At 43.7% G+C, this 24598-nt stretch carries 19 protein-coding genes; 15 read left to right on the forward strand and 4 right to left on the reverse strand.

The genetic code is table 11. The features are described 5' to 3' along the window. Positions 1 to 8 precede the first annotated feature (8 nt). From MHO32_RS12250 to MHO32_RS12285, 8 genes are all read left to right on the forward strand, one after another. Complete coding sequence (locus MHO32_RS12250; protein WP_239212278.1) at positions 9 to 2165, forward strand: TonB-dependent receptor plug domain-containing protein; 2157 nt, start codon at positions 9 to 11, stop codon at positions 2163 to 2165. Further along, a complete protein-coding gene (locus tag MHO32_RS12255) occupies positions 2159 to 2698 on the forward strand; it encodes a YfiR family protein (RefSeq protein WP_017819176.1) in 540 nt (179 codons plus the stop codon). The genes MHO32_RS12250 and MHO32_RS12255 overlap by 7 nt, the downstream gene beginning before the upstream one ends. Beyond that, the gene (locus tag MHO32_RS12260) at positions 2695 to 4620 is read left to right on the forward strand and encodes a diguanylate cyclase domain-containing protein (RefSeq protein ID WP_029789864.1); all 1926 of its coding nucleotides are present in this window, start codon (positions 2695 to 2697) and stop codon (positions 4618 to 4620) included. The genes MHO32_RS12255 and MHO32_RS12260 overlap by 4 nt, the downstream gene beginning before the upstream one ends. A 280-nt stretch (positions 4621 to 4900) precedes the next feature. Next, positions 4901 to 8557, forward strand: coding sequence for an ATP-binding protein (locus tag MHO32_RS12265; protein ID WP_239212280.1), 3657 nt, complete (start codon positions 4901 to 4903; stop codon positions 8555 to 8557). After that, positions 8550 to 9704 (forward strand): EAL domain-containing response regulator, encoded by a 1155-nt coding sequence (locus MHO32_RS12270; RefSeq protein WP_061066357.1) that lies wholly within the window; start codon positions 8550 to 8552, stop codon positions 9702 to 9704. Before MHO32_RS12265 ends, MHO32_RS12270 begins: the two co-directional genes overlap by 8 nt. Positions 9705 to 9708: 4 nt before the next feature. Then, positions 9709 to 10308 (forward strand): response regulator transcription factor, encoded by a 600-nt coding sequence (locus MHO32_RS12275; RefSeq protein WP_239212282.1) that lies wholly within the window; start codon positions 9709 to 9711, stop codon positions 10306 to 10308. Between the two features lie 11 nt (positions 10309 to 10319). Continuing rightward, positions 10320 to 11681: a GGDEF domain-containing protein gene (locus MHO32_RS12280; protein WP_029789546.1), complete on the forward strand. Its 1362-nt coding sequence runs from the start codon at positions 10320 to 10322 to the stop codon at positions 11679 to 11681. Between the two features lie 216 nt (positions 11682 to 11897). Further along, entirely contained in the window at positions 11898 to 12785 is an 888-nt protein-coding gene (locus MHO32_RS12285) for a LysR family transcriptional regulator (RefSeq protein WP_005449401.1), read from the forward strand. On the opposite strand, the gene MHO32_RS12290 is transcribed toward MHO32_RS12285, so the two are convergent. Next, positions 12782 to 13390: a response regulator transcription factor gene (locus MHO32_RS12290; protein WP_005449400.1), complete on the reverse strand. Its 609-nt coding sequence runs from the start codon at positions 13388 to 13390 to the stop codon at positions 12782 to 12784. The two genes, MHO32_RS12285 and MHO32_RS12290, sit on opposite strands and share 4 nt — an antisense overlap. Before the next feature lie 365 nt (positions 13391 to 13755). On the opposite strand from MHO32_RS12290, the gene MHO32_RS12295 reads away from it, so the two are divergent. From MHO32_RS12295 to MHO32_RS12305, 3 genes are all read left to right on the forward strand, one after another. Continuing rightward, positions 13756 to 15675, forward strand: a complete 1920-nt coding sequence (locus tag MHO32_RS12295) for a HAMP domain-containing methyl-accepting chemotaxis protein (RefSeq protein ID WP_239212284.1) — start codon at positions 13756 to 13758, stop codon at positions 15673 to 15675. Positions 15676 to 15776: 101 nt separating this feature from the next. Continuing rightward, positions 15777 to 16499, forward strand: a complete 723-nt coding sequence (locus MHO32_RS12300; protein WP_029789548.1) for a nitroreductase family protein — start codon at positions 15777 to 15779, stop codon at positions 16497 to 16499. Positions 16500 to 16771: 272 nt separating this feature from the next. Continuing rightward, positions 16772 to 17752 carry a chemotaxis protein gene (locus MHO32_RS12305; protein ID WP_005449396.1) on the forward strand — a complete coding sequence of 327 codons (981 nt, stop codon included), beginning with the start codon at positions 16772 to 16774 and terminating at the stop codon, positions 17750 to 17752. Between the two features lie 47 nt (positions 17753 to 17799). Here the strand turns inward: MHO32_RS12305 and MHO32_RS12310 are convergent, their stop codons facing one another. Further along, on the reverse strand, positions 17800 to 18345 hold the full coding sequence (locus MHO32_RS12310) for a type II secretion system protein (RefSeq protein ID WP_239212297.1): 546 nt from the start codon (positions 18343 to 18345) through the stop codon (positions 17800 to 17802). A gap of 355 nt (positions 18346 to 18700) precedes the next feature. On the opposite strand from MHO32_RS12310, the gene MHO32_RS12315 reads away from it, so the two are divergent. From MHO32_RS12315 to MHO32_RS12330, 4 genes are all read left to right on the forward strand, one after another. After that, entirely contained in the window at positions 18701 to 19423 is a 723-nt protein-coding gene (locus tag MHO32_RS12315) for a sulfite exporter TauE/SafE family protein (protein WP_005449394.1), read from the forward strand. 82 nt (positions 19424 to 19505) lie between these two features. Beyond that, complete coding sequence (gene rarD, locus MHO32_RS12320; protein ID WP_009696156.1) at positions 19506 to 20411, forward strand: EamA family transporter RarD; 906 nt, start codon at positions 19506 to 19508, stop codon at positions 20409 to 20411. Between the two features lie 198 nt (positions 20412 to 20609). Further along, on the forward strand, positions 20610 to 20996 hold the full coding sequence (locus tag MHO32_RS12325; RefSeq protein WP_005449392.1) for an MAPEG family protein: 387 nt from the start codon (positions 20610 to 20612) through the stop codon (positions 20994 to 20996). Beyond that, complete coding sequence (locus tag MHO32_RS12330) at positions 20990 to 21523, forward strand: hypothetical protein (protein WP_049537149.1); 534 nt, start codon at positions 20990 to 20992, stop codon at positions 21521 to 21523. Before MHO32_RS12325 ends, MHO32_RS12330 begins: the two co-directional genes overlap by 7 nt. A gap of 309 nt (positions 21524 to 21832) precedes the next feature. Here MHO32_RS12330 and MHO32_RS12335 read toward each other — a convergent pair whose 3' ends face one another. Together MHO32_RS12335 and MHO32_RS12340 are read right to left on the reverse strand one after the other, a co-directional pair. Continuing rightward, entirely contained in the window at positions 21833 to 23989 is a 2157-nt protein-coding gene (locus tag MHO32_RS12335) for a cytochrome c (protein ID WP_239212300.1), read from the reverse strand. After that, positions 23986 to 24597: a cbb3-type cytochrome c oxidase subunit II gene (locus tag MHO32_RS12340; protein WP_005451574.1), complete on the reverse strand. Its 612-nt coding sequence runs from the start codon at positions 24595 to 24597 to the stop codon at positions 23986 to 23988. Before MHO32_RS12340 ends, MHO32_RS12335 begins: the two co-directional genes overlap by 4 nt. Position 24598: the final 1 nt, after the last annotated feature.

Consider the following 24598-nt stretch of genomic DNA (forward strand, 5'->3'; position numbering starts at 1 on the left):
AATACCTTATGCGTTTGTCGTTCAGCTTCGTTTTTGCTTCTTCATTTGGCGTTGTTACGCCTGTGTTTGCCAACTATGACCTCGATTCTCTGTTGGAGATGCCTTTGTGCTCTCTAGCGGAAACCAAAGTGGTCTCAGCTACTCGTACCTCTCAGTCTTTGGCGGATACGCCAGCGTCCGTTTATGTTATCACCGCTAAAGAGATCAAGCGCTCAGGAGCTCGCTCTGTCGCTGATGCGTTATCTTTGGCACCCGGTCTTCATGTCGCTAAATATTCTAACTATGATTGGGGCGTGACGGTTCGAGGCAATAACGAAACGCTCAACAATAAAATGTTGGTGATGGTCGATGGACGTAGCGTGTTCAACCCGATGTCGTCTGGTGTGGATTGGGATCTCATTCCAGTCAGTATGGACAGCATTGCTCAAATCGAGATTGTACTCGGTCCTGTTGGGACGGTTTGGGGGGGAAATGCCGTCACTGGGGTAATTAACGTTATTACAAAAGAAGCAGAGGGCTCACCAAAAGGGCAGCTAGGCGCCAGCTTCGGCAACTACGATTATCGTGAGTATCAACTTCATCATGCTGGTGCAGTTGGTGAGTATGCCAATTACAGTCTGTATGGTGAATTTGTAGACCATATGCCTTGGACCAGTGAAGAGGCTAGGGTACAGACGTTTCAACATTTCAATGTATATACCGAGCGTTTTGGTGGGCGTTTGGATTACCAGAAGCGTGAACACACCCTAAGCGTCCAAGCCGGCGGTATTCGTTCTCGTGAAGATTACAACTGGGGTAATTATCAGCCGCATATGATCATGCCGGGCTCTGAACCCATGCGTACCTACGAAACAGAAATGACGATGCAGGAGTACTTCGTCGGCGGTCATCATATTTTCGATCGTGCCAATGGTGATAGCTGGGAAAACGAAGTCTGGTTTACGTACAGTTCTAATGATAGCACTCATGCCAATGCGCAGTTTTTTCGAACCGACTTAGACTCTCACTATACCTTTTCCGATCTTTGGGGAACGGAGTTTACCATTGGTGGAAACATTCGCCTTATTGACGAAAAGTTCGGTACGTTTTCAAAGTATGATGAACTCACCATGCCATATTTGCGCGTGGCAGAAGATCCTGATTTCTTAAATCAATCTTATGGTCTATACGCAAACTGGAGTGTGCCACTGACGGACAGAACCAAATTAACCCTTGGTAGTCGATGGCAATATAACAACCTTACTCATGATATCGACCCACAACCCCAAGTCCGCTTGAGCTATGAGCTTGCCGATAACCAAAGGATTTGGGCTGGCTGGGGTAAAGCAATCGTAACCCCATCGCGTTTGGAGCTGAGTACCTACATGCGTGAAAATCAGTACATGCAACATGTGCTATTTAGCAATAACCAATATTACGATTATTACTACAGTGTGCTTCTCGAAGGAAATGAAGATTTAGATGTAGAGTCAGTCTCGACTTATGAAGTGGGCTATCGTCTTTGGGATGACAATGCATTGCAATTTAGCGTGGGAGGTTTCTATACCCGCCATGAGAATATTCGAGTTTATAAGACAGAATCTACTACTCAGAACATCATCACGGGTGGTTCTTCTCCAGGTACGGTTGGCACCGTTGTGGAGCAATATACCTCCACGCTGGTTGATCCTATTTGGAGTGAAAGCTTTGGTGGTGAAGTTGCGGTCAAATGGCAGCCCCGAGATGATGTACAGATCAATGCTAACTACAGTTACAAACGCATTGTTGGTCATTGTGAAGGTGATATTTGTGGTACAAACAATGCGGTAAAACGCAGTATCGAAAACGAGCCAAATCATTTTGTGAACGCGCAAGTGATGTGGGATATCACAGCTCAATGGTGGGTGAGTGTCAGTGGGCAATATGTGTCTGAATCCAAGTTGCATAAAGACTACGAGTCTGCACTAAACCCAATCAACGTGGCGAACAAAGATTATAACTGGCCCGAAGTCGTGTCTTTTGATGCATCCATTAGCTGGCAATATAACGACTGCCTGCCAGAGATCACGGCATCAGTTGAGAATTTAGGCGCTGACCAGAGCAAAGAGTTTCCAACTAACTACAGTTCTTTTGCTAATGGCACTCAATATTGGCTAACGCTAGATTGGAATTACGCCAAATGGTAAAACGAACAGAAAAGGTTGTCGTCGTTAAATGGCTGATAGCTTTTTGGGCGCTGCTTAGCGCAACATTTGCGTTTGCTCACTACGAAGATGCGGATTTAAAAGCCGTGTATTTGTATCGTTTTGCCCTGTTGGCGGATTGGGTGGCGACGGGCGAACCTGTTGCTCCTGTAGAATATTGCGTATCTGAAAATGACTCGGTCGCAGAGCACCTCCAACGGATCGTCGCACGCAAACCTCAATTGTCACGGTTTTATGATTTATCCAAAGGCGAGACGCCAAGTTCTTGCCATATTTTATATTTAACTCAGGCGGATAGTTCAAAAATAGCCACCAGACGAAAACAGTTTCCCCATTCACTCTTAATTGGTGACGGAGATAAGTTTATTAAAAAAGGCGGTATGGTGGCATTTGTGAAAGAGAACAACCGCATCCGGCCCATGATATCTCGCAGCCACATTGCTCCAACAAAAGTCCAACTACGCGCGCAATTGTTGAGTATTTCTATCTTAGCTGAAGATGAGGTGGCTCCATGATCCGTTCTCGCCTTGCTCGGCTGCCTTTGCGCCACAAAATGATGCTTCCAACATGGTTGATGATAACTTTGATCGTGATTGGTTTAGGCACCTTAGCCATACAATACTTGGTGATTGCGCAAGAGAGTGCTTTAGATCGCCGAATCAATATCCTTGGTCAAGGCGTGGCAAATACACTTCAAGCATCTCTGATGTTTGACGATGCGTATTCTGCAAAAGAGCAATTGATTAACTTAAGCTTTGACCCAGATATTATTTCTGCTGTGGTGATCAACCAACACGACCAAACCATCGCTTCTATTGAAGATTTACCAAAAGAGTGTGCTTGGCATGGTCGTGAATTGTTGTGCGCTAATCAAAGCGTAGTCATGCGCCACAATGATGTATTGTTAGGAGGGGAGAAGCTCGGTGCACTTGAGATTTGGGTTTCGCTTGAAAGCTTGCTAATTCATGAACGTAAAATGTGGTTATCCTTGGGTGTGATTGTCCTGTTACTCTCAATCTGTGCTTGGGCATTAGCCAAATTATTGCATTCATTAATTTCGCTTCCTTTGTTGTCTTTACATCGCTCAGTTGAACATATGGGGCGGGTCGGTGTTATTCGCAAAGCATTACCGGTTTATCATCAAGATGAAGTGGGGAAACTGACCGAGTGTTTTAACGAAATGACAATGAGCCTTGCTGAGCGAGAATCTCAAGTGGCTCAAGTATTGAAACGAGTTGAAGACAAAAACCGTTATATTCGAAGCGCGCTCGATGCGATGCAACGTTGCGTTCTTGTTGTATCGTCGAATGAGCAAGTAACCTATTTCAACCCAGTGGCAGAAAGCGAACTTCGTGGCATAGAAGTGAACTCCAATGCCCGCAATTTGTTGATGAACTACTTTGAGCCTCAGCTAAAAATCGAGCGCATTATGTTTGCTATTGACACGCATACCACGGTAGAAGGAATCGAGGTACGCAGTGTCGATAAAACTAAGCGCTACCTTATTTCTTGCAACCCGATGGATACTGAAAAGAGCAGTCTGATTCAGCTTCGAGATATCACGGAGCACGCGCTGTCAGAACAAAGACGCAAACTTTTGGATTTGATGTTTGACCAAAACCAAGACGCTATTTTAGTACTCGATCGTGCTTTGAATATTAAGACGCAGAACAACTCAGCGACGCAGTGGTTTGGTGAAGTGGATGCGCTTAAAACACTGGAATTGCTTTCTCCATTTGAAGCAACAAAAGCGATCAAGTTACGCTTATTAAAAACAGGACATTACAAAACGCATGTGGAGCTGAAAAACCAGCAAGGTCGGGTGATACCATGTGAGTTGAAAGTGCGAGTATTAAAAAGTGAAACGGGCAGAGCTGAAGCCTTTGTGGTTTCCTTTACTGATTTGACGATAGATATTGAACTCAAACGTCTCAATTATCAGGCAAACCATGATCCCCTGACCGGTCTTGCCAACCGCGCTAAAGCGGTTCGTCGACTCCAAGAGAAGCATGATGTTGGCGCATCACAACACATCTTATTTGTGGACTTGGATGGTTTTAAGGCCGTTAATGACCAATATGGACATGCAATTGGAGACCAATTGTTGAAGGTCGTGGCGCAACGATTAATGAACTGCGTTGCACGACGCGATCTGGTTTCGCGCTTGGCTGGAGATGAGTTTTTAATTGGGGTCCGTGATGCGTCGAGCAGTGAGCCTATTGCTAGGAGGATCATCGAGAGCCTCGAAAAACCGTTTCTTCTGGGAGACGTGACGTGTGAAGTTTCTGCAAGCATAGGTATCAGTTATTGGTCTCGTGAAGACTCTGCGACGTTAGATGAAAAGATCAACGAAGCGGATGTTGCGATGTATTTAGCGAAAAAAGCGGGGAAAAACCGGTACCACAGCGGCGCTGAAACGGTTTGTTTACTTGATTGACGGAAAACCATGTCTTTGGGCATGGTTTTTATATTACGCAATTTGTTGAGCATGCGATAAACGTTGAGCTGTTTAGTTGTTGAACAGCACATTTCAGTTTAATGATGGGATATCCTACCCAAATATGTTGTAGTCCAAGGTGGATAATCTTGTCAGAATGTCCTGACTAAAATCAAAAAAATGCTTTTATAACAATGAAGTAAACACAATTCAAAAATTGTCGAAGTTTGACATTTATGCTGTGCAAATTAGTCTGATCTCCCAAGTTGTGGAAGTCGTTATGTTCAGCATTTTAAGAAAAACCGTCATACTTTTTGTCGTATTTATCAGCACAATCTCTCCGTCATATTCCTTTGCTAGCGATGAGTCTAGTGAAACCGTGCTTGTCGGTGTGATAGCGCTACGCTCAGAAGATCCAGAAATCGGCAACAAAATTGGCACTTATTATGGGATCAACCTCGATTACCTGACTAACATCGCCAAAGTGCTCAATCTTGAACTTGAGTTACGTTCATACAATACGATTCCAGAACTGTTCGCTGATATTGAGAATGGCACGATAGACGGTGCTGTTGGTTTTAGTAAATCACCGGACAGAGAATCTCGCTTTATCTTCTCGGATGCTTTTTTCTCTAGCACCATCGCGGTTTGGTATCGTGAAGACAGCTATTACCAACGTGATCCACGAGAACTCCAATGGGTTTGTGTTATCGGCACCGTTTACTGTGAATACCTCGAAGACATGGGGGCGACGAAAGTCCGCACAGTGGAAAGTCGCCTTAAAGCCTTTGAAGAAGTCAGAGGCGGTCGCGCAAACGCTTTGATCTCAAGTTACGTTGCTATCAACCAATATTTAGACGAGAACGACATTGTCAATGGTGCGGTTGATATTCCCAGTTGGCTGAATGAAGAAGAATCGAGATTTATAGCTTCCAAATCAAACCAAGCGCTTGTTGACCGTATTAACAAAATTTTAAGCTGGGAACGCAATGGTAAAAACATTCGCTCGGTTGCGTCTACGAACCCATATCATGTCAACGACAAACTGCTGGTGGAATACCGAAGAGATTTAGAAAACAAGCAAATCATTACCTACAGCAGCAGTGAAGAAGCGTTTCCTTTCTTATTTAGAAACCCTCACACCGATGAGTTGGACGGGTTTCTGCCTGATTTCATCGATTTGATCCAGTCTCGCACTGGTTTGAAGTTCGAATATCAAAAGCCTAGCAGCAGCTTAAACAGTGGATTGACGGCGTTCAATGCCGACTTAGTTCCTGTGGCTTATGTAGAGAATCCACCCTTATCAGATTGGTTAGTCACCAAGCCGTTCATGCACAACAACTTTGTTGCAATAGAAGCATTGGACCCGAAAGAGCATCCCGCACACGACGCGCGATCTGGCATTCTAATGAGTTTAAAAAAACAAGGTTTGGTCAATCTCGACTCATGGAAGGAAGAGCGCTTTACTCGCTATGAAGACCTTAGGCAACTGTTGACTGATCTCAAACAGGGCAAGATTGAAGTTGCGTATATCCCTGATGACATCGTGCATAGCATGATCGCGCAGGACAACATTGATGGGTTGCTGATCAGTGAAAAAGATACGCTGACCTTGTCGATTGCTTTTGCGGTAGCGGACCATAACACCAAGCTAAAGAAAATACTCGACAGCATCATTGATACCATTGATGCCAAAGAGATAGAAAAGCTTAATAGAACTTACCGAAACTTCAATCTCGTCTACGGTTACGATGAAGAACATATCTTCACCATGATACTGATTGTTGTGGTTGTGTTTGTGATCCTCTTGGCGGTTGCGTATTTCGTGTTGGCGCACCTTAAGCTCAAAGTCAATTTGGCAGAGCTAAACGCAACGAATGAGGAGAAAGAGAAGCAGTGGTTGATGGAGATTATTCAAGAAATCAACAGCATTGTTTTTATTCATGGCGAAGATAACCAAATTCAAATGAGCAATTGCTCTTTATATAAAAACCATCGTTGCAAAGGCTGCACGATTCAAAGTCGAAAAAGTGCCAAACCTTTGGTCGACAATGTGATCGAATTGCGTCAGGTGATTGCAGGTAAACGCATCGCAGATATAACAGCATCCAATGGTTGTAAGCTTGGTATTCAGCATGTTTACCGAGAACGTAAAGCCATTCTTTCTCCAAGTAGCAAAAAGAAATTTGTCCTGACCGTACTTCAAGATATCACTGAGCAAAAAGAGCGAGAGTTTGCGTTAATTGATGCGCAAGAAAAAGCGCAAACTGCGGTTCGTTCTCGAGAGAATTTCTTGGCAACCATGAGCCATGAGTTAAGAACACCACTTTCCGCTGCGCATGGTCTACTCGACTTGTTAGACCGTCAGACCAGCAGTGAGGGGAGTAAAGAGCTTATCACCCAAGCGATGCGCTCACTAAACCACTTGAACCTGCTGGTGGATGAAGTCCTTGATTATTCCAAGCTAGAAGCTGGTCAGTTGAAAGTGACGCCAGTAAAAACTCATGTTGTAAACACCTTGTGTGACGTGATTCGTAGCTTTGAACCAAAAGCGTCCAGTAAAGGGTTAGAGTATCGAGTGACCTTCAAACCATTCTTAAATCCATGGTTGAAAGTGGACGCAGTGCGCTTAGTTCAAATCGCGACCAATCTACTCTCCAATGCCGTTAAGTTTACCAACGAAGGAGAAATCAGCGTCAGCAACGCCGTTCATGAAGGGCGATTGATCTTAAAAATCGCGGACACAGGTATCGGTATGACGGAAACGCAACTCGAAGGTATTTTGCAGCCGTTTGTTCAAGCAGATGACACCATTACGCGCAGGTACGGAGGAACAGGGCTTGGCTTGAGTATTGTCGACCGCCTCGTGGACTGCATGGGAGGGGAGTTATGTATTAATTCCCAGTTCGGTCTTGGCACCACGATGGTTGTGAAGTTGCCTATTACCTTCTGTGAACCAGAGCCTCAAGCGGCACTGTCTTATACATTTTCACCGATGTTACCTGCCAATGTCCGTGATTGGTGCCTTGCGTGGGGGATGGCGTCGACAGATGTGAAGCCAAATTTGGTGGGGCAGTTTTCACCGCAAGGGAAATACCAAGGACTAAACCTTGATTGTGGTAGTAAAGGAAGTTGCGAGTTAACACTGTCAGAAGCTAAGTATCCAGATACCTTACTGGCGTTGCTGCGTCAAGATTGCACCTTAAAACCGACAGCTGAAACGGAAGACACGAATAGCAATCTTGATTGGAAGCACGGCACTGTTTTGGTCGCAGAAGATAACCCGATCAACCAAAGCGTGATCACGATGCAACTGCGAGAACTTGGCATTGAGCCTGTCATCGTAAGTAATGGTCTTGAAGCATGGCAATACGTGAATCGCGATCATCAGGTGGCGTTGGTTCTTACAGATTTTCACATGCCCGAAATGGACGGTTTTGAGTTGGTGAAGAAGCTCAAAGCAGCACCAGAGCTGGCTTCAATACCTGTTATTGGTGTCACCGCGGAAGACTCTCGCTTAGCAAACGAACGGGCTAAACACATTGGCATCGATGACATTCTTTATAAACCTTATGACCTTGAAAAGTTAAGGTCAAAACTGCTGCCGTTCTTAGGGCAAGAGAAAATGGCACAGTGGCCAGAATGGATTGAGAAATTTAGAAAGCAAGACGCTAAGGAGATAGCCAACGTTTTTAAAAGCTCAATGGCGCACGATGTGGCAAACCTAAAAGCTGCGAAAAGCAAACAAGATAAAAAACGCATTATTCACGGTATAAAAGGCGCGCTTGGCGCCATTGGAGTAACCATTTTAGCGGAGTTATGCATTGAAGCCGAGAGGACCAATGATGGTGAGTTTGAAGCTCATGTCACCGACCTTATTGAGCGCATAGAACAAGAAATCAACCTTGCAGAACATTGGATTAAAGCACATGAATAAAAATCTTAAAGCGATGGTGATTGATGACCATCCACTGCAAATCACTTTGCTAAAGCAAATGTTATCTCGGCATGGGGTTGACGTCTCGACATTCGATAATGTTGATAGCGCGATTCAGCACGTCAAAACATCGGACGTGGACATTATTTTTTGTGATTTGCAGATGCCGAATAAAGATGGTGTCGACATGATGATGATGCTCAACCAAATCGGCTACCAGGGAAAGGTTGTGTTAGTGAGCGCAATGGAACTGATGATTGTCGCCACCGTTAGAGCGATGTGCGAATCGTTCAGTTTCGAGGTTCTCGGTAAACTTCTAAAACCTTACGATGAAGAGCAAGTGGTCGAAATGCTCAACAAGTCGGGTGTTCAACCAGCGAAATTCACTTCATTTCAGCAACAAGTTTGCGTGCAAGACCAAGAGTTTTTGTTTGCTTTAGCTGAGGGGCGAGTTAAAAACTACTACCAGCCACTAGCGGACGCAAACACGGGAGAGATCATAGGCTATGAAGCCTTAGCGCGTTGGTTTCATCCCATTTACGGCGTTTTAGCTCCGTACAACTTCCTTTCTATTGTGAAGCGCTGCCATTTATCTGCGGAGTTGTTTGATGCGGTGTTTAGTAATGCGTTATACGACATGAAGAACCGTGGGCTGAGGTTACATGTTTCACTGAATGTTGATCATGACAACTTAGAAGATCCGGAATTTGCGACTCGCTTTATCGAACGTTGCCGTGAGCATGGCATCAGTCCAGACCAGTTTACGATAGAAATTACTGAGCGAGACACGTTTGAGACCAATGCCGCACTTTACAAGAACCTACTTAAATTCCGAATGAGTGGAGTAACCGTCAGTATTGATGATTTTGGTACGGGATCATCATCGTTGGAAAAGCTCGCTCAACTGCCTTTTAACGAACTGAAAATAGACCGATCTTTCATTCAAGGTTTGGTCAATGACCCTAAAAAGAAAAACATAGTATTAGCCATCTGTGCACTCGCAAAAAGCTTAAACATTAGTGTTGTCGCAGAGGGGGTGGAAGACGAACCGACGCTAAACGCGATGCGCCAATACACGGTTGACGTATGTCAGGGCTATTACATCGATAAACCAATGCCATTAGAAGCAATAACGATACTGAAATAAAAGCATGATGAATAAACTGAACTATCTGATCTTTGATGATCACCCGCTGGTTTGCATTGCCATTAAATCTTTGGTCGAGAGCCTAGGCACTGCAAATGATGTTTTAACGGTAACCAATTCAAAAGACGCCTTAAAAATATTGAAAGAGCAACAAATTGGGCTGCTCATTTTGGATGTAAATCTCGCTGATTGCGATGGCTACGATTTCTACAAGCGCATTAAATCGCACGGTTTTGCAGGAAAAGTGATCTTCTTTTCTGCGGAGACAAGTCATATGTATAGCCAAATGGCATTTCGCTCTGGTGCTGATGGTTATGTATGTAAATCAGAAAACCACGAAATCTTAAAAGACGCGATTGAGGCTGTTTCCAAAGGTTATTCGTTTTTCAAATTCAAGCAGAGTGTTGAAGAGCATCGTAATGTACCAGCGTTATCCAGCCGTGAGAGTGCCGTGATGAAGTTATTGCTGCAAGGGAAAACCAATCGAGACATCGCGGATGTACTCTCGATCAGTGATAAGACGGTAAGTACCTACAAGCGCCGAGTTTTGGATAAGTACGATGTGAAGAATATCGTTGAACTCTCTAAAGTGCTAGGTACGTAGTAGGAGAAAGAATGAACCTGAGAAACGTTTATTTGTCATTCTTCTTTGCTGTGCTTTTGTTTGTAACCTCAATGACCATGATTGGAGCCATGCTCATTTCTCATGAGGTGAAGCAATTTAAAATCTACACACAAGGCATTTCAAAAACCAAACAAAAAGTCATCATGCTAGGGCTCTTATTGGAGTCTGAGCTAGCGCGTTATGAAGGAACTTCGGCTAAGGAGATTACTGATGCGACCGAGTTCAGCTTTCAAGATGCGATTTACAAGCTTGATCCAAAGAGCGAGCTAGACTTTGTGGAAGCCGTTGCGCGTAAAGTGCTACATGAAGCTGAAGGTTATCTATCCAATGTCTACGAGCGGATTGATATCGTCCTTTATTTTCGTTCATACACAGGAAACAAGTTGATTCTTGAAAATGCTATTGATGGACTACAAGATTTGACGGAGCCTTTTGATATTGATTGGTGTAAAGAGACAAATTCTTGTTCGTTGGCGGCATGGAAAGATCAGTTGTCTGACCGTATTCTGATTTCTAAACCTTTTAAAACCACCTATTCGGATAGTCGAGCCTTTAGCATTATTAGCCCGGTCTACTTCAAAGGGGAGCTGGTTGGTGAATTTGGAGAGCAAATCTTTCTCGATTCGCTAAAGGCAGAAGGAAAGCAACTCAAAGTCGATATTAATAACGGAAATAAGCACATTGTGGTGTACTTTCCTCATTATCCTTGGCCTGAGTTTGCATACACTCAAACGTACGTAGCAGATAATAATAACCTGATTGTGTACAAATACCCGTTTAGCAAGATACTTATCGATTTTGGATGTTTGTTCTTTGTCTTTTTTGTTGTGATCTTTGCGTATTATTCAAAAGCGCAAGAGTCAAAAGAGAGCAAAATTCAACTGGCTAACGCAATCAGTGACGCAACGAAAGACGAGCTAACCGGGTTGTTTAATCGAAAAGTGTTCAAAGAGCAGGCTTTTAAGAACAAGATTAAGATGACACCGTTTACTGTGATTGCCATTGATGGCGATCGAGTTAAACGAATTAACGATAAATTTGGGCACCACGTTGGAGATGAAGTCATATCGATAATTGCTGACTCCATGAAAAAGGTCTTTCGGTCGACGGATTATCTTATTCGCACGGGAGGCGATGAGTTTATTGCGATATTACCCGATTGCAGTGAGAGCAAATCGTTAATTTTGGCGAAGAAACTACGCGCTGCAGTGAAAGAAAATCGCTTAAAAAGTATGGATGTAGAAGTGAGTGTCAGTACTGGTATTGCAATGAGCACTGAACATGAGACGCTGAACAACGTCATCATGCGCGCTGATGAGGACCTTTATGAATCTAAGCGTCACCGTAGCTAAGTAACTAACTTAAGACAGTGTCTTAAACCTGAAAATTGCTTTAACTGACTTTAATGTCATTAAGCAACGGCATAAGAGTTTGATAAACTTGACCAAAACGTGACTTTGGTCTTCTATAGTAAAGCAGCCTTACTCATTAGGCTGCTTTCTGTGTATTTGGCTGAAGGTAAATAAAGAACTCAATTTTCATCTCTGACCCTATTTGGTAGCTGTGCTGTGAATAAAGATCTCGACCTAAACCTACTTAAAATACTGGTGCTACTGGAGCGTCATCGTCAATTGAAACCCGTTGCGAAAGCATTGGGCAAGAGCGAAGCCTCTATCAGCAAATACCTAACTCGCCTGCGTACTCAATTGGAAGATGAACTCTTTATCCGCCATGCACATCACTTTGAACCAACGGATTATCTAAAGCGTAAATTACCAGAAATTACTGATGCGCTAGGGCAGTTAGAATCTTGTCTAGTTCGCCGTGAGTTCGACCCTCTCTCGTACGAGAAAAGCATCTCAATCTGCTTGCCTCAATCAGCACAACAGTCATTTGGTGATCTGCTTCTTATTGATTTAATGGAATTATTTCCTAATGCCTACATCAATGTAGAAAGCAGTACGGATAGCACAATAGACGATATCTTGGTTGATAAAGTAGATATGCAATTGCATTACTTTAACGAAGAGTATCCAAAAACCATCCATCAACAATTTATTGGTTATGCGCCAGCTGTCATCGTGGTACCCGAAGAGCTTGGGATCAACGATCTAGAAACCGCGTGTAAGCTCGATTTCATTTTGCTTGAGTTAGCCGGTTGGAAGGATAGGGAGCAGGTGACCAAGCGAGCGCTCGAACAAAGTGGGATTAATATAAACCGTGTTGCGACGATTGGTAATATCACTAGTCTACTCAAAGTCATAAGAAGCAAGGCGGCAGCGACAATATTACTTGAGTATCAAAAGCCAATTGAAGGTTATACCTTTATCCCTGTACCGGAGAGTTTTTACCCTCAAGGGAGACCAAAGGTCGTGATACAAATGAAGCAATCTCATCGCTACAACTCGATGCATCAGCTATTAACCGATGCTATCGCGAAGTACGTCATTTCTTAGCAGCACAAGCTGCCGCATTCATCTTGCGGAAGTGTATTAAGAAGCTCTACAACGGACTCGGCATGGTATTTCTTCAATATGCGAGTCTTATAAGTACTGATGGTCTTTGCACTTAATGACAGCTGTTCAGAAATCTTCTTATTTGAATAACCTTGAGCCAAATAATGGAAGACCATTGCTTCACGGTTCGATAAAGCAACGTTACCGCTTGATTGATTGTGCGTTGCTTTAAACATGGAATAACCACGCGTCACGCTAACAATCGCATCCATAATGGTCTCTTTCGATTCATTCTTATTTAAAAATCCATGCGCACCCATTTCAAACGCGGCTTTGGACAAGCTGCTGTAATCGCGAGAGGAAATAAATAAGATTCTTCCTTGATAACCAGTTGCCAGAATGTTCTTTGCCAAACGCATACCGTCTCTGTCACCTAAAACTACATCTAAAATAACCAAGTCAACAGGCTGGTTGCGAATGAGCTCCATAACTTCGGCACTGTCAGTTGATTCTACAACGTTCACAGTTTGGAAAGCGTTTTGAACAAGAGAAGCGAGCGCTTCGCTATATAACGGTTGGTCGTCGATAATAAGAACGTTATTCATATTTTGTGCCTCACCTTATATTTCAATTTACTTGCCGCTTCCATTCAGCACTCATTTAACGAGAAGGGATTGTAGGAAAAATCCTTGCCGTGTGGGTGAAAATGACAATTTCATTATTTGAAAAGGTGTGTCTCATTTTTTAGAAGGTGTCGCGTGGTAGATAATGGAATCAAAGAGATACGGCACGAAAGAATCACTGACCTCAGTTGAAGTACCAATCTTTCTTTGCCGTCGGAAAAGGCTTACATATTCGAATAAATTCAATCATAACAACAAGATAGTGTTGTTTGTGTATTGGGGCGAGTTTGCGACTTATCCGTTAGGTTTTTAGTATTTCCACTTGCTGTTGTTATGGAGTATGCGGAATGCTTAATAGAATTAAAAAAATAAAACATAAATTTTATCTGATCTTGAGTGCCGTTATTTTGGTGCTGTTTACAGTGTCTGCTGTTGGCTTTTTTACGACCAAACAGGTCAATTCAAATTTTATTCACTTTCAATCAATCGATGAGGCGGCTTTTGAAGCGACAGACGTTGAAGCAAATCTGTTGAAGGCTCGAATCAATGCATTGACGTATCGTACAAACCGCGACCCTCAATTTTTTAATCGAGCAATTGAAAGCTTGAAATTAGCGCAACAAGAGGCACAAAAGCAGGCTTTGAAGTCGACAGATAATGAACGGAAGGGGCGCTTTGAAAAAGTCACTTCGCAACTCGAAAGTTATATAACAAACTTGACTGAAGTTTCGCAATTAATGCGAGAACGTGACGCTTCTGTTCTTGAACTGGTTTCTTTTCAAAAGCAGATTGAAGCAAAAATATCGCGACGACTGAGTGAGTCAGAAGTGCTTAATAAGCAACGTGCGGAAGTTTCTCGCGTAGCTATGCTATTCAAAGCGTTGACGCAAGAAGCAACGGAGTATCTGTTAACCAATAACGAGCTAGATTACGAACAGTTTCAAGATCAGCTATCGCAATGGAAAAATGATTTGTCCAAGTTAAGCTTCGCAAGCCAAGAACAACTCATTGAACTGACAGAAGGCTTTGCTCTCTCGTTGTCTCAAGTTGCCAGCACGATTCGGACTCGAAACGATCGTTGGGAAGTACTTAAAGAGATTGGTTTTGATATTGCTGAACAACTGAATGGCATCAGAGTCGATGCCGTTAATGATCAAAATGCATTGAAAGATGAGATTCAACAATCCACTGAAGAGGCAATAATCAATGTGACGTTAGCTTTGTTGATTGGATTGCCAATCGTCACCTTCTTATCTCTGTATATTTCGCATGATATTACCGCGAATGTTCAGTTTGCTAAGCAAGTAGCTGAAAAGCTGAGTCGTGGTGAAATCGGGATGAGGCATGATCAGGTGAAAGGGAATGATGAAATCGCTGAAATGCTTGATGCGTTGCACCATATGGAAGCGCAGCTGTATAAAACGGTGTCAGGTGTGGTGTCTTGTAGTGACTTGCTTGCTTCGGCATCAGAAGAGTTGTCGGCAGTAAACGGAGAAATTCTGACGAATGCACAAGCCCAGCAATTAGAAACTGATCAAGTTGCCACCGCGGTGAACCAAATGACGGTAGCCATCACCGAAGTCGCCCAAAGTGCGAGTGGGGCATCACAAGAAGCTGCGTTGGCGACGAGTGTCTCTGAACAAGGGCAGACTGTCATGCAACGAGCCATGGAGCAGGTGGGCGGTTTAGCCACGCAAATGGGAACCATGAGCCAAGAGGTGGCTACCTTGTCCAATGGGACAGCAGAGGTTGCGGATATTACGGAAGTGATTCAAACCATTGCTGAACAGACAAACCTTCTGGCACTCAATGCAGCGATTGAGGCTGCGCGTGCTGGCGACCAAGGTCGTGGTTTTGCTGTTGTAGCAGATGAGGTGCGTCAACTGGCTCAAGAAACCCAGAAGGCAGTAGAAAAGATCGGTCATCGCATCAGTACGCTGCAACAGAATACGACTCAGGTGGTTGATTCCATTAATGCTGGGCAACGCATGCTAGAAGAAACGGTACAGCAATCAGCCTCAGCGAATGAAGCCTTTGTGAGTATTTCGGGGAATATTGAACAGACGAATGTGCTTAACACTCAAATCGCTACGGCGACGGAAGAACAAAGTGCCACGGCTGAAATGATCAATCAAAGCGTGGTATCTGTACGCGATCAAGTGGAGCAAACCGTTAATATGATTCAAGACTGCAATCAGGCAACAGATGAGCTAGCAAGAATGTCGGTTAACTTGTCTGATCAAATTCGATTCTTTAAGCTGCAATAGAGAGGTGTAAGGAGCGAAATTTTACCTGATGGTGTATTTATACTTGCAGCTAAGCAATGAATCAGTAAAGATCGCGCTTTTACCTAAGTTTTGAGTCCGTTATGAGCCAATCTTCTTTTGAATCTATTGTTCATTCACGTCGTTCCGTTAGAAAGTACGATACGAATGCTGAATTTAACCATGATGATGTAGCCAAGGCGCTCGCGTTGACCACGCTTAGCCCAAACAGCAGTAATATGCAGATGTGGGAATTTCATCGAGTGATTTCAGCGGAGAAGCGAGCGAAACTAGCCGACTTCTGCATGGGACAAAATGCGGCAAAAACGGCGAATGAGTTAGTCGTTTTTGTGGCGACTACTCATAACTGGGAAGAGCGCGCAAAGCGCAACGCAGAGACTGTGCGCCAAGCTTTTGAAGGCCGTGACGACGCTGCGGCCAAGCGCGCTCTAAAGTATTACGAAAAACTTATCCCAATGGTTTATAACAATGATGCATTTGGCATACGCGGGGCGGTACGCAAGTTATACAGCTGGTGGCTAGGTCGAAACAAACCGATGGTAAGAGAAGTCGCTAAAAGTGACGTACGTGTTTGTTTGCACAAGAGTGTTTCTTTGGCAGCGATGACTTTTATGTACGCGATGAGAGAAAAAGGCTATGACACTTGCCCAATGGAAGGCTTCGATTCAAAACGTGTAAAACAGTTGCTTAATCTAAGAGACAGTGATCAAATCACCATGGTCATCAGTTGTGGTATCAGAACCGAAGAAGGGGTTTATGGCGAGCGTCATCGCGTAGATAACGAAGCGGTCATTAAAACTCACTGATTCTTTACTAATTATGGCTAAACTTTTTGTTTTCCCTGCCGTTAACTTAAGGAACCCAGCTGCAATATTGAATACTTGAATGTGTTTTGTACAAAAATGAGACAAATTTTAAGCATTTGATATAGAAGTGTGCAGTCAGCATCCTTTTGATTATTTACAAATTCTGTCTCAACGACTACAAAAGGACTCTTGGATTTTTTCGCCTGTGAAGTGATTCTCTGTGGCATTGCATCAAGCCTTTTTCTTGGTGCGTATTTTGGATAATTGTGTTTATGAGTAACGTAACCAGCACTATATTGACTGAGAGTGGTACCAATGAGCTTGAAATCATTGAGTTCCACCTAGAAAAACAGATGCCAGATGGCAGCACAAAAACATGTTATTACGGTATTAACGTCGCTAAAGTTCGCGAAGTGATTCGCGTACCAGAGACTACCGATTATCCGAACGCACAACCGCATATGATTGGCGTGTTCTCTTCCCGTGAAGTGTTAACTCCATTGGTGGACCTTGCTGGTTGGCTTGGCGTTCCGACTCGTCGCGACTTAGAGCGTAAGTTTGTGATTGTGACGGATTTCAACAAGATGACGAATGGCTTCTTGATTGACAGCATTTCACGCATCCACCGTATCTCTTGGAATGACGTAGAATCACCGAGCCAGTTCTTAGAAGCAGGTGAACAGGACTGTGTGGTTGCTGTTGTTCGCAAAGATGGCAATCTGATCATGATCCTCGATTTCGAGAAAATCATTGCAGACATCAACCCAGAGCTGAGTATGGAAAAATACGACGTAACGGGTGATAAATCGGTTGACCTTAACCAGCGTATGGTTGGTAAGCGTAATGCGAAAACCGTTATGGTTGTGGACGATTCCGCGTTTATTCGCTCACTGATTCAAGATACTTTAGCATCAGCTGGCTATAACGTGATCACATGTAAAGACGGCGGCGAAGCTTACGAGAAGTTAATGAGTCTCATCGAAGTAGCGAAACAAGAACAACTGCCAGTACGTGAGCTGCTTGATGCAGTTGTTACCGACGTTGAAATGCCGCGTATGGATGGTATGCACTTGGTAAAACGACTACGTGAAACGGAAGCCTACAATGAAATGCCAATCGTGATGTTCTCTTCTCTAATGAGTGAAGATAACCGTGCGAAAGCACTATCACTAGGGGCAAATGACACGATTACTAAGCCAGAGATTGGTCGTATGGTCAATATGATGGATAAATACGTGTTTAACTTTGCATAAGCAGAGAACAAGATGACAAAAGGCTGCCGATTGGCAGCCTTTTTTGGTTATGAACATTTGTTTATTTTTAGAGTGTATTTGGCTTTAGCGTTTTCTGGCGGAGCGTAGATAATACTACATTCATTTTCGTTGGCGGATTTGTCATCACGAGCTGTTATGTAAGCCGTTCTGTTTGGAAGCATTCGTATCATCCAATCAGTTGATTCAACATGACTACCTAGTTCTTGCACAAGTACAGTTAATGATGTTGTATCTGCTTGCGGATAACCATATTCAAACGCGCAATGCGTGCTTGAGCTTTTTTCACATCCATCAAAGGGTAAACCTCGCATCGGGACTAGCATGCTTCCATCATGATTTTTATAGTCAGTATCATTAGAAACATAGGAGAGACCTTCGAGACCCGCGATGGCCATTTTTCCATACCCAATGTTCAGAGCTGATGCAATTGCACCTTTCATTCCTTCCAAACGCGCTTCGCGAGCATCATCTTGAATGTTTAAGAAGCGGGGTGCGGCAGTGACAGCAAGGATGCCAAGAATTACGATTACAACAACAAGCTCAATTAAAGTAAAACCTGATTTTCTTTTCATAAACCATCTTTAAGTTAGGTTGATACGATAGTCTAATATTTATTTGTTATTTAGTGTCTTAGACTGTGAAATTCTACGTGTGGTGAATTTTGATAGTGCATTCACTCTATAAAAGCCGCTGATTATAATGTCGATTTTGTGTTCTGGATAGAGGAGTATTGATAAATTAAACATTGCATCTTTGTACAAAATTCGAAGTTGCAGAAAGTGAGCCTCTAAAGTTCGGTTATTGAAATATTTTGATTGTGTTTTAGATAGGTTTGATGAATCCTACGCAGGGCGAGAGTAGGTGAATAATAGATAATTTATATTTAACTAACTCTCTAATAAATAGATAAAATATAAGAACGCATCGATGGAATTCGATTCTACTAATTTGCTTGCAATGGGGCTGATTTTCCTCGGCTCTTATGTACAAACGGCTATTGGCTTTGGCTTGGCTATTGTCGCGGCTCCACTACTTATTCTATGGGCTCCGGAATACGTTCCTGCTCCCATCTGTTTAGTTGCATTGTTTATTTCATTAATGAATGCGATGAAGCACCGCAGTAATGTTGAACTCGGTGGTTTAAAGATGGCGTTGATCGGTCGTATTCCCGGATCGTTAGCGGGTGGGGCGCTGTTGTTTTATGTTTCGACAGAAGCGTTAACGCTTTGGATTGGTTTTCTCGTGCTTTTTGCTGTGGCTGTGAGTGTTTTACCTTTTCGCATTGAGCCAACACCAGGACGCATGACGTTTGCAGGTTTCTTTTCGGGGCTCTTTGGTACAAGCTCCGCGATCGGTGGACCGCCAATGGCGTTACTACTTCAGCATCAAGAAGCGAATCAGTTACGTGGTAACCTTTCTGCTTTCTTTGTGTTTAGCTCTATTATCTCGTTGGTGGTTCAAATTCCGGTGGGATTCTTCAATCTTCATCATTTGATCATTACTTTACCCTTACTGCCTGCAGCCGCATTCGGCTATTGGTTGGCAATAAAAACAACACAGTCCTTGCCTAAAGAAAAAGTGCGTTTCGGTGCGCTAGCGCTGTGTTTTATTAGTGGAATTACCGCGGTAATTCAAGGCCTAGCCTTATAGCGAATATTGGTCCTTTTGTTTCGCTTTACAAGCCAAATTTGCTCTATAGAATCGCGTCACTTTTTTATTTGTCGAGTCAGTTATGAACAACAATCGTTACGGTAATTTTATGGCTGCACTTTCCTTTGTTATCTGGGGATTGTTGCCTGTTTACTATCGCTTTCTGCCAAATGCATCAATGGATGAACTGTTGGCGCTGCGCATCATTGGCTCTGTACCTGTGGGGTTTCTATTGGTACTGGCGATCACGCATCACATGCCGAAATGGGCTGCTATCTGGAAAGATAAAAAGTCCCTTTGGTATACCTTTGTTGCAAGTAGCCTAATGTGTATTTCTTGGGTTGCATTCACTTGGGCGTTAACCAATAACCGTGTTATTGATGCGAGCTTAGGCTTCTTTATTGGACCTTTGGTTTCTGTCGCACTGGGTGTTTTTGTCCTTGGTGATAAGCTGTCAAAAGGTCAGTTCATTGCCATTCTTTTAGCAACTATCGGTGTGGTTTATCAGGTTATCCAATATGGTCAGTTACCATTAGTAGCGCTGACAATGGGCTTATTCTTTTCTCTTTATGGCTTATTTAAGAAAAAGATTAACTTTGATTGGAGTACAACACTCTTTATTGAAGCGGTGGTGCTTACCCCAATCGCATTGGCATATCTGATGTTTAAGCAATGGACGATCGGTGAGTTATCTTCAACCGTCGATATGACCACGTTCATGCTTTATTTAGGAAGTGCGCCAGTAACTATTCTCCCACTGATTTTTTATTCGATTGCGATCCGAATTACTAACCTGTCTACAGTAGGGTTGATGCAATACATTGAACCGAGTCTTCAATTTGTATTGGCCGTCGTGTTCTTTGGTGAACTATTCGATAGTGTAAAAGCGGTGACATTTGCTTTTATTTGGGTGGGTCTGCTGTTCACGATCTGCGAAGGTATCGCCAAGCTTTCTAAGCGTAAAAAGCTCGCTAACCACTCTCTTTGATGATTTCTTTCTTTAGATTTATAGGGCTAATTTATACCCAAGCAACTTCGGGATGCCCGGTTCAGGTAGAATGCCTTGGTTTGTAGACGCGGCGGCGATTTAAAGATCTAGTCACTCTAAATCAAGAATGTATGTATTTTATAAATGTGTTTTTTATAGAATAATTAGCTCACAATAATATCTAAAGAAGGAAGTTTTATGGTTACCGCGCTTTACGCATCTATTCTCGCATTACTGCTCATCTGGCTCGCTTTTCAAGTCATCAAGCAACGCCGCAGCAACAAAATCGCTTACGCCGATGGTGGAGTTGAGGCGCTTCAAATCGCTCGCAGCGCACAAAGCAATGCAAGTGAATACGTTCCTATCACTCTCATTTTAATGGCGTTATTAGAATATAACGGCGCTTCGCTACTGTGGATACACCTTGCTGGTATTGTATTTGTGATTGGGCGTGTGATTCACGCAAAGGGAATTCTCGGTGAGGATTTAAAAGGTCGAATTACAGGGATGAAGTTAACCTTCTTTACTATGATTGGTTTAGTAGCCCTTAACTTGATCTATTTACCTTACGGGAGCTTATGGTAAAAAAATCGACATACTTACCGCCTGCATGGCTATTGGTGTTTGTTGGACTGGTTCTTAATATTGCTGCGATTATCTTAACCAGTGTTGTGTTAGATAAACTCGGTAAAGAGATCAGTTTGCTGGCTGAACAAAAAGCCGATAACCTCTATTCGATACAACTCGCTTGGAATAGTGTCGAAACATTGGAGCGAAAGCGGGAAGTATTGTTGTTGCATTTGCACCTTGCTCAGAGTGAACCTGTTTCAGAAGAAATGAACCAAGTGTTGAGAGGGCATTTGTTAGCATGGACAGGGCAGGAAGTCAGTCCAATCCAAATTGAACAGTTACCTAATCTGATGTCTGAGATCAATCAGGCGCAAAATAACTACCGTAATCGTATAGACAGCTATTACCTTGCCAACTTGGAAACCACGGAAGTGATGACAGGTTTGGAAGAAAAGATGGCTTGGTATAAAAGTATTGGTTTGTTTCTTCAAGTCTTCGGTTTGGCATTAATTTTAGCGCGAGATCTCGCCCGTAAGCCATAAATGAATTGAAGATTGCATTTGCATATTGCAAGGTCTTGTTCGCAATATGCAATGAGTGGAAAGTGGTTAGTATGATTATTCGTTCAATTTGACTGCAAATGATTAAATAACAATCGGTTTTACTGCATCGAAAAGTTGGCATGTCTAATGCTTTAGTTTATATGACCCTTTTAAGCCGAGGGTCACCTAGCCAACTGACGTTGTTAGTGAACCAGATTGTTCACAGAAATATATAGCCAATCACCCAATTGTGATTGGCTTTTTTTATTCCCGTCAGCTAGGGAAAACAGGTCCTGAAGTCTGCTGACCCTAACGAATGTTGATAGTGTTGTCGCGCCTGTCGTACATGTCTGGGGTGGTGTGCAGACCGCCAGCATATCCAGCCGCTTCCAATGTTTCTCTCACTTCTCGCACATCTGCCGCCGTCACTTCCTGCTGTTGATCCCCTAGATGCCTACGTACAAAGGTAATGAGCTCGGCTAAACGTGCGTCAGAGAGGATATCCTCAAAACTTGCCATCGGCATGAAGTTACGCTCCTGATCAATATAGGTAGGCTGCAAGCCACGCACCGTTACCGCAATAGTGTTGAATGGGTCACTGTGCATGATGATGCCATTGTTCAAGAGCGTTGGTGCAATAGGGTCTCGACCTTTACCATCGTTCCCATGACACGCGCCACACGTTTGTTTGTAAGTAGCATAGATCGGATCTTGATAGGCAGCTTCATCGAACCCTTTCGGCTCTAAAGGCACCGCATCGGCAGCAATGAAGTTGTTTACGTCACCGCTGAGTAGGTAATAGGACATGGACTCGATGTCTTCGCGCGTCATCAAACTCAAGCTGTTTTTGACCACGTCAGCCATCCCGGCAAAAGCGGTACCTTTGTCTGAGTGGCCAGTGTGCAAGAAGTCGGTTAGTGTTTTCTCATCCCAACCGCCCACATACAGCTCTGTAGACGTAATGTCAGGTGCGTTCCAACCATCTATCAAGTTGCCTTGGAAGATGCGTTCAGGGATTAGCGCTTGAGCAATGTTACGCGGCGTATGGCACTCTGAACAGTGCCCTAAACCTGCCACCCAATATTTACCTTTCTGCCACTTCTCGACGTCCTCCACCACGCCCTCAAGCTCTGAAGGTAGGTTGTAGTCGATAGGATCGGTGTCCATAAAGACAATGTTCCAACCAAGGAGACCAAGACGAATGTTCGATGGGAACATCATGTGGTTTTCATCGTTACGACGCGCCACGGCAGGGATAGACTGCATGTACTCCCACAAATCCGTCATATCTTGTTCAGTCAGATATTGATATGAGGTGTAAGGCATAGCAGGGTAGAGATAACCATGTTTGCCTTTACCTTTTACGAGTGCATCACGAAAGTCATCATAGTTATACTCACCAATACCTTCACTGGCATGAGGCGTGATGTTAGTGGAGTAGATGGTACCAAAAGGCGTAACAAACGGCAGACCGCCCGCAAAAGGTTCGCCACCTTCCGCACTATGACAAGCGACACAATCACCGGCGTTTGCCAAGTATTCGCCACGTTCGACAGACTCGGCATTAAGCGCTGAGAGTTTTTGCTCTTCCTCTTCGCCTGCTTTATGGATGTAAGCGCCAATGGCGAGGATCTCGTTTTCGGAAAGCTGGTTTTCAAACGCTGGCATCAGATTATTCAAACCGTAATTGATGGTGTGTTGAATCTCTTCGATGCTGCCGCCATGAAGCCAAACGCTGTCTGACAAATCAGGTACACCGGTTTGTTGGTTTGCGATGGAGCCATCTCCATGGCATGAAGCGCAGTATTCCACAAACAGACGTTTACCAAGTTCAACTTTTACCTCTGGCACGTCACTGTGGCGTTGATTGAGAGAGGCGAGGTAATAGGCGACTTTATTTACTTCGTCTTTTCTCATTACCTCTACCCATCCCGGCATAGCACCGTTACGCCCTTTTGCGATGGAGTGAATAATGGCATCGTCATCTCCACCATACATCCATTCTTTATCGATAAGGTTAGGAAAGTGTTTTTGCCCTTGCGCGTTATCTCTATGACAAGCGGCGCAATGGGTTTGATACAGCATGCGTCCAGTGCGTACGATGTCGGTATTTTGTGCAAGTACCGCCAAAGAGGTGTTTGTTACTTGGCTAAACTGCTGATCGAGTGTGGTCGAAGGTGAGCTGAGTTTGTCATTTCCTTGGTCATAATTCACCAATCCTTTCCATTCACCTAGCCCTGGATACAACACTAAATAGCCTGCAGAGAGTAAAAACGCGACAGCGTAACTTATAAACAGCAGCTTAGGTGGTGGGGCATCTTTCTCATCTATACCATCAAAAGAAGCAATGGTGTGGTCTTGATCTGCTCTGTGGTTGCTCCGCCAATACTTGACGATAACACTCACCATAAGGGCAAAAAATATTATGGTGCAGGCAACTGCCCACCAGTTCCAGAATGTGCTCATGGTGCCACCTCCTGTGCTGTGTCTTGACCAAGGCTTTGAAGGTAACGAATCAAAGCTTCACCCTTGGTTTTACCTCGAATTTGTAGACGTGCGTCTGATATCTCTTGGTCGGTATAGGGTACGCCTAACGTACGCAGTGTTTCCATCTTGTTGCCAATGGCATTACCAGACAGAGTTTGCTCAAACAACCAAGGGTAAGCAGGCATGATGGATGTTGGTACAACTTGGCGTGGATCGATAAGGTGTAATACATGCCATTGGTCCGAATATTTCCGACCTAGGTTGGTTAAGTCTGGTCCAGTACGTTTAGACCCCCACAAGTTTGGGAACTCGTAAATATCATCAGATTCTTGGTTAGCGCGACCATTGCGCTTGATTTCTGGTTCCAATGGGCGAACCATTTGTGTATGGCACACATGGCAACCTTCGCTGATGTAGATATCGCGCCCCGCAAGCTCAATTGCGGTTAGGGGCTTAGCTAAACTGCCTTTGGCGATGTCATCCGTGCGAAGAATATTCGGCACAACCCAAACTGCGAGTGAAAAAGAAGCTACAACCACCGTGGTGATGATTAAGATGATAACTGAGTGAGTAAAGTCTTTGCTCATC

The organism is Vibrio sp. MMH1-50, from assembly GCF_022347645.1.
In the GTDB taxonomy this organism is placed as follows: domain Bacteria; phylum Pseudomonadota; class Gammaproteobacteria; order Enterobacterales; family Vibrionaceae; genus Vibrio; species Vibrio harveyi.

Coding starts and splice junctions, on each gene's coding strand:
- MHO32_RS12250 (WP_239212278.1), top strand. CDS start 9: ATGCGTTTGTCGTTCAGCTTCGTTTTTGCTTCTTCATTTGGCGTTGTT.
- MHO32_RS12255 (WP_017819176.1), top strand. CDS start 2,159: ATGGTAAAACGAACAGAAAAGGTTGTCGTCGTTAAATGGCTGATAGCT.
- MHO32_RS12260 (WP_029789864.1), top strand. CDS start 2,695: ATGATCCGTTCTCGCCTTGCTCGGCTGCCTTTGCGCCACAAAATGATG.
- MHO32_RS12265 (WP_239212280.1), top strand. CDS start 4,901: ATGTTCAGCATTTTAAGAAAAACCGTCATACTTTTTGTCGTATTTATC.
- MHO32_RS12270 (WP_061066357.1), top strand. CDS start 8,550: ATGAATAAAAATCTTAAAGCGATGGTGATTGATGACCATCCACTGCAA.
- MHO32_RS12275 (WP_239212282.1), top strand. CDS start 9,709: ATGATGAATAAACTGAACTATCTGATCTTTGATGATCACCCGCTGGTT.
- MHO32_RS12280 (WP_029789546.1), top strand. CDS start 10,320: ATGAACCTGAGAAACGTTTATTTGTCATTCTTCTTTGCTGTGCTTTTG.
- MHO32_RS12290 (WP_005449400.1), bottom strand. CDS start 13,390: ATGAATAACGTTCTTATTATCGACGACCAACCGTTATATAGCGAAGCG.
- MHO32_RS12295 (WP_239212284.1), top strand. CDS start 13,756: ATGCTTAATAGAATTAAAAAAATAAAACATAAATTTTATCTGATCTTG.
- MHO32_RS12300 (WP_029789548.1), top strand. CDS start 15,777: ATGAGCCAATCTTCTTTTGAATCTATTGTTCATTCACGTCGTTCCGTT.
- MHO32_RS12305 (WP_005449396.1), top strand. CDS start 16,772: ATGAGTAACGTAACCAGCACTATATTGACTGAGAGTGGTACCAATGAG.
- MHO32_RS12310 (WP_239212297.1), bottom strand. CDS start 18,345: ATGAAAAGAAAATCAGGTTTTACTTTAATTGAGCTTGTTGTTGTAATC.
- MHO32_RS12315 (WP_005449394.1), top strand. CDS start 18,701: ATGGAATTCGATTCTACTAATTTGCTTGCAATGGGGCTGATTTTCCTC.
- rarD (WP_009696156.1), top strand. CDS start 19,506: ATGAACAACAATCGTTACGGTAATTTTATGGCTGCACTTTCCTTTGTT.
- MHO32_RS12325 (WP_005449392.1), top strand. CDS start 20,610: ATGGTTACCGCGCTTTACGCATCTATTCTCGCATTACTGCTCATCTGG.
- MHO32_RS12330 (WP_049537149.1), top strand. CDS start 20,990: ATGGTAAAAAAATCGACATACTTACCGCCTGCATGGCTATTGGTGTTT.
- MHO32_RS12335 (WP_239212300.1), bottom strand. CDS start 23,989: ATGAGCACATTCTGGAACTGGTGGGCAGTTGCCTGCACCATAATATTT.
- MHO32_RS12340 (WP_005451574.1), bottom strand. CDS start 24,597: ATGAGCAAAGACTTTACTCACTCAGTTATCATCTTAATCATCACCACG.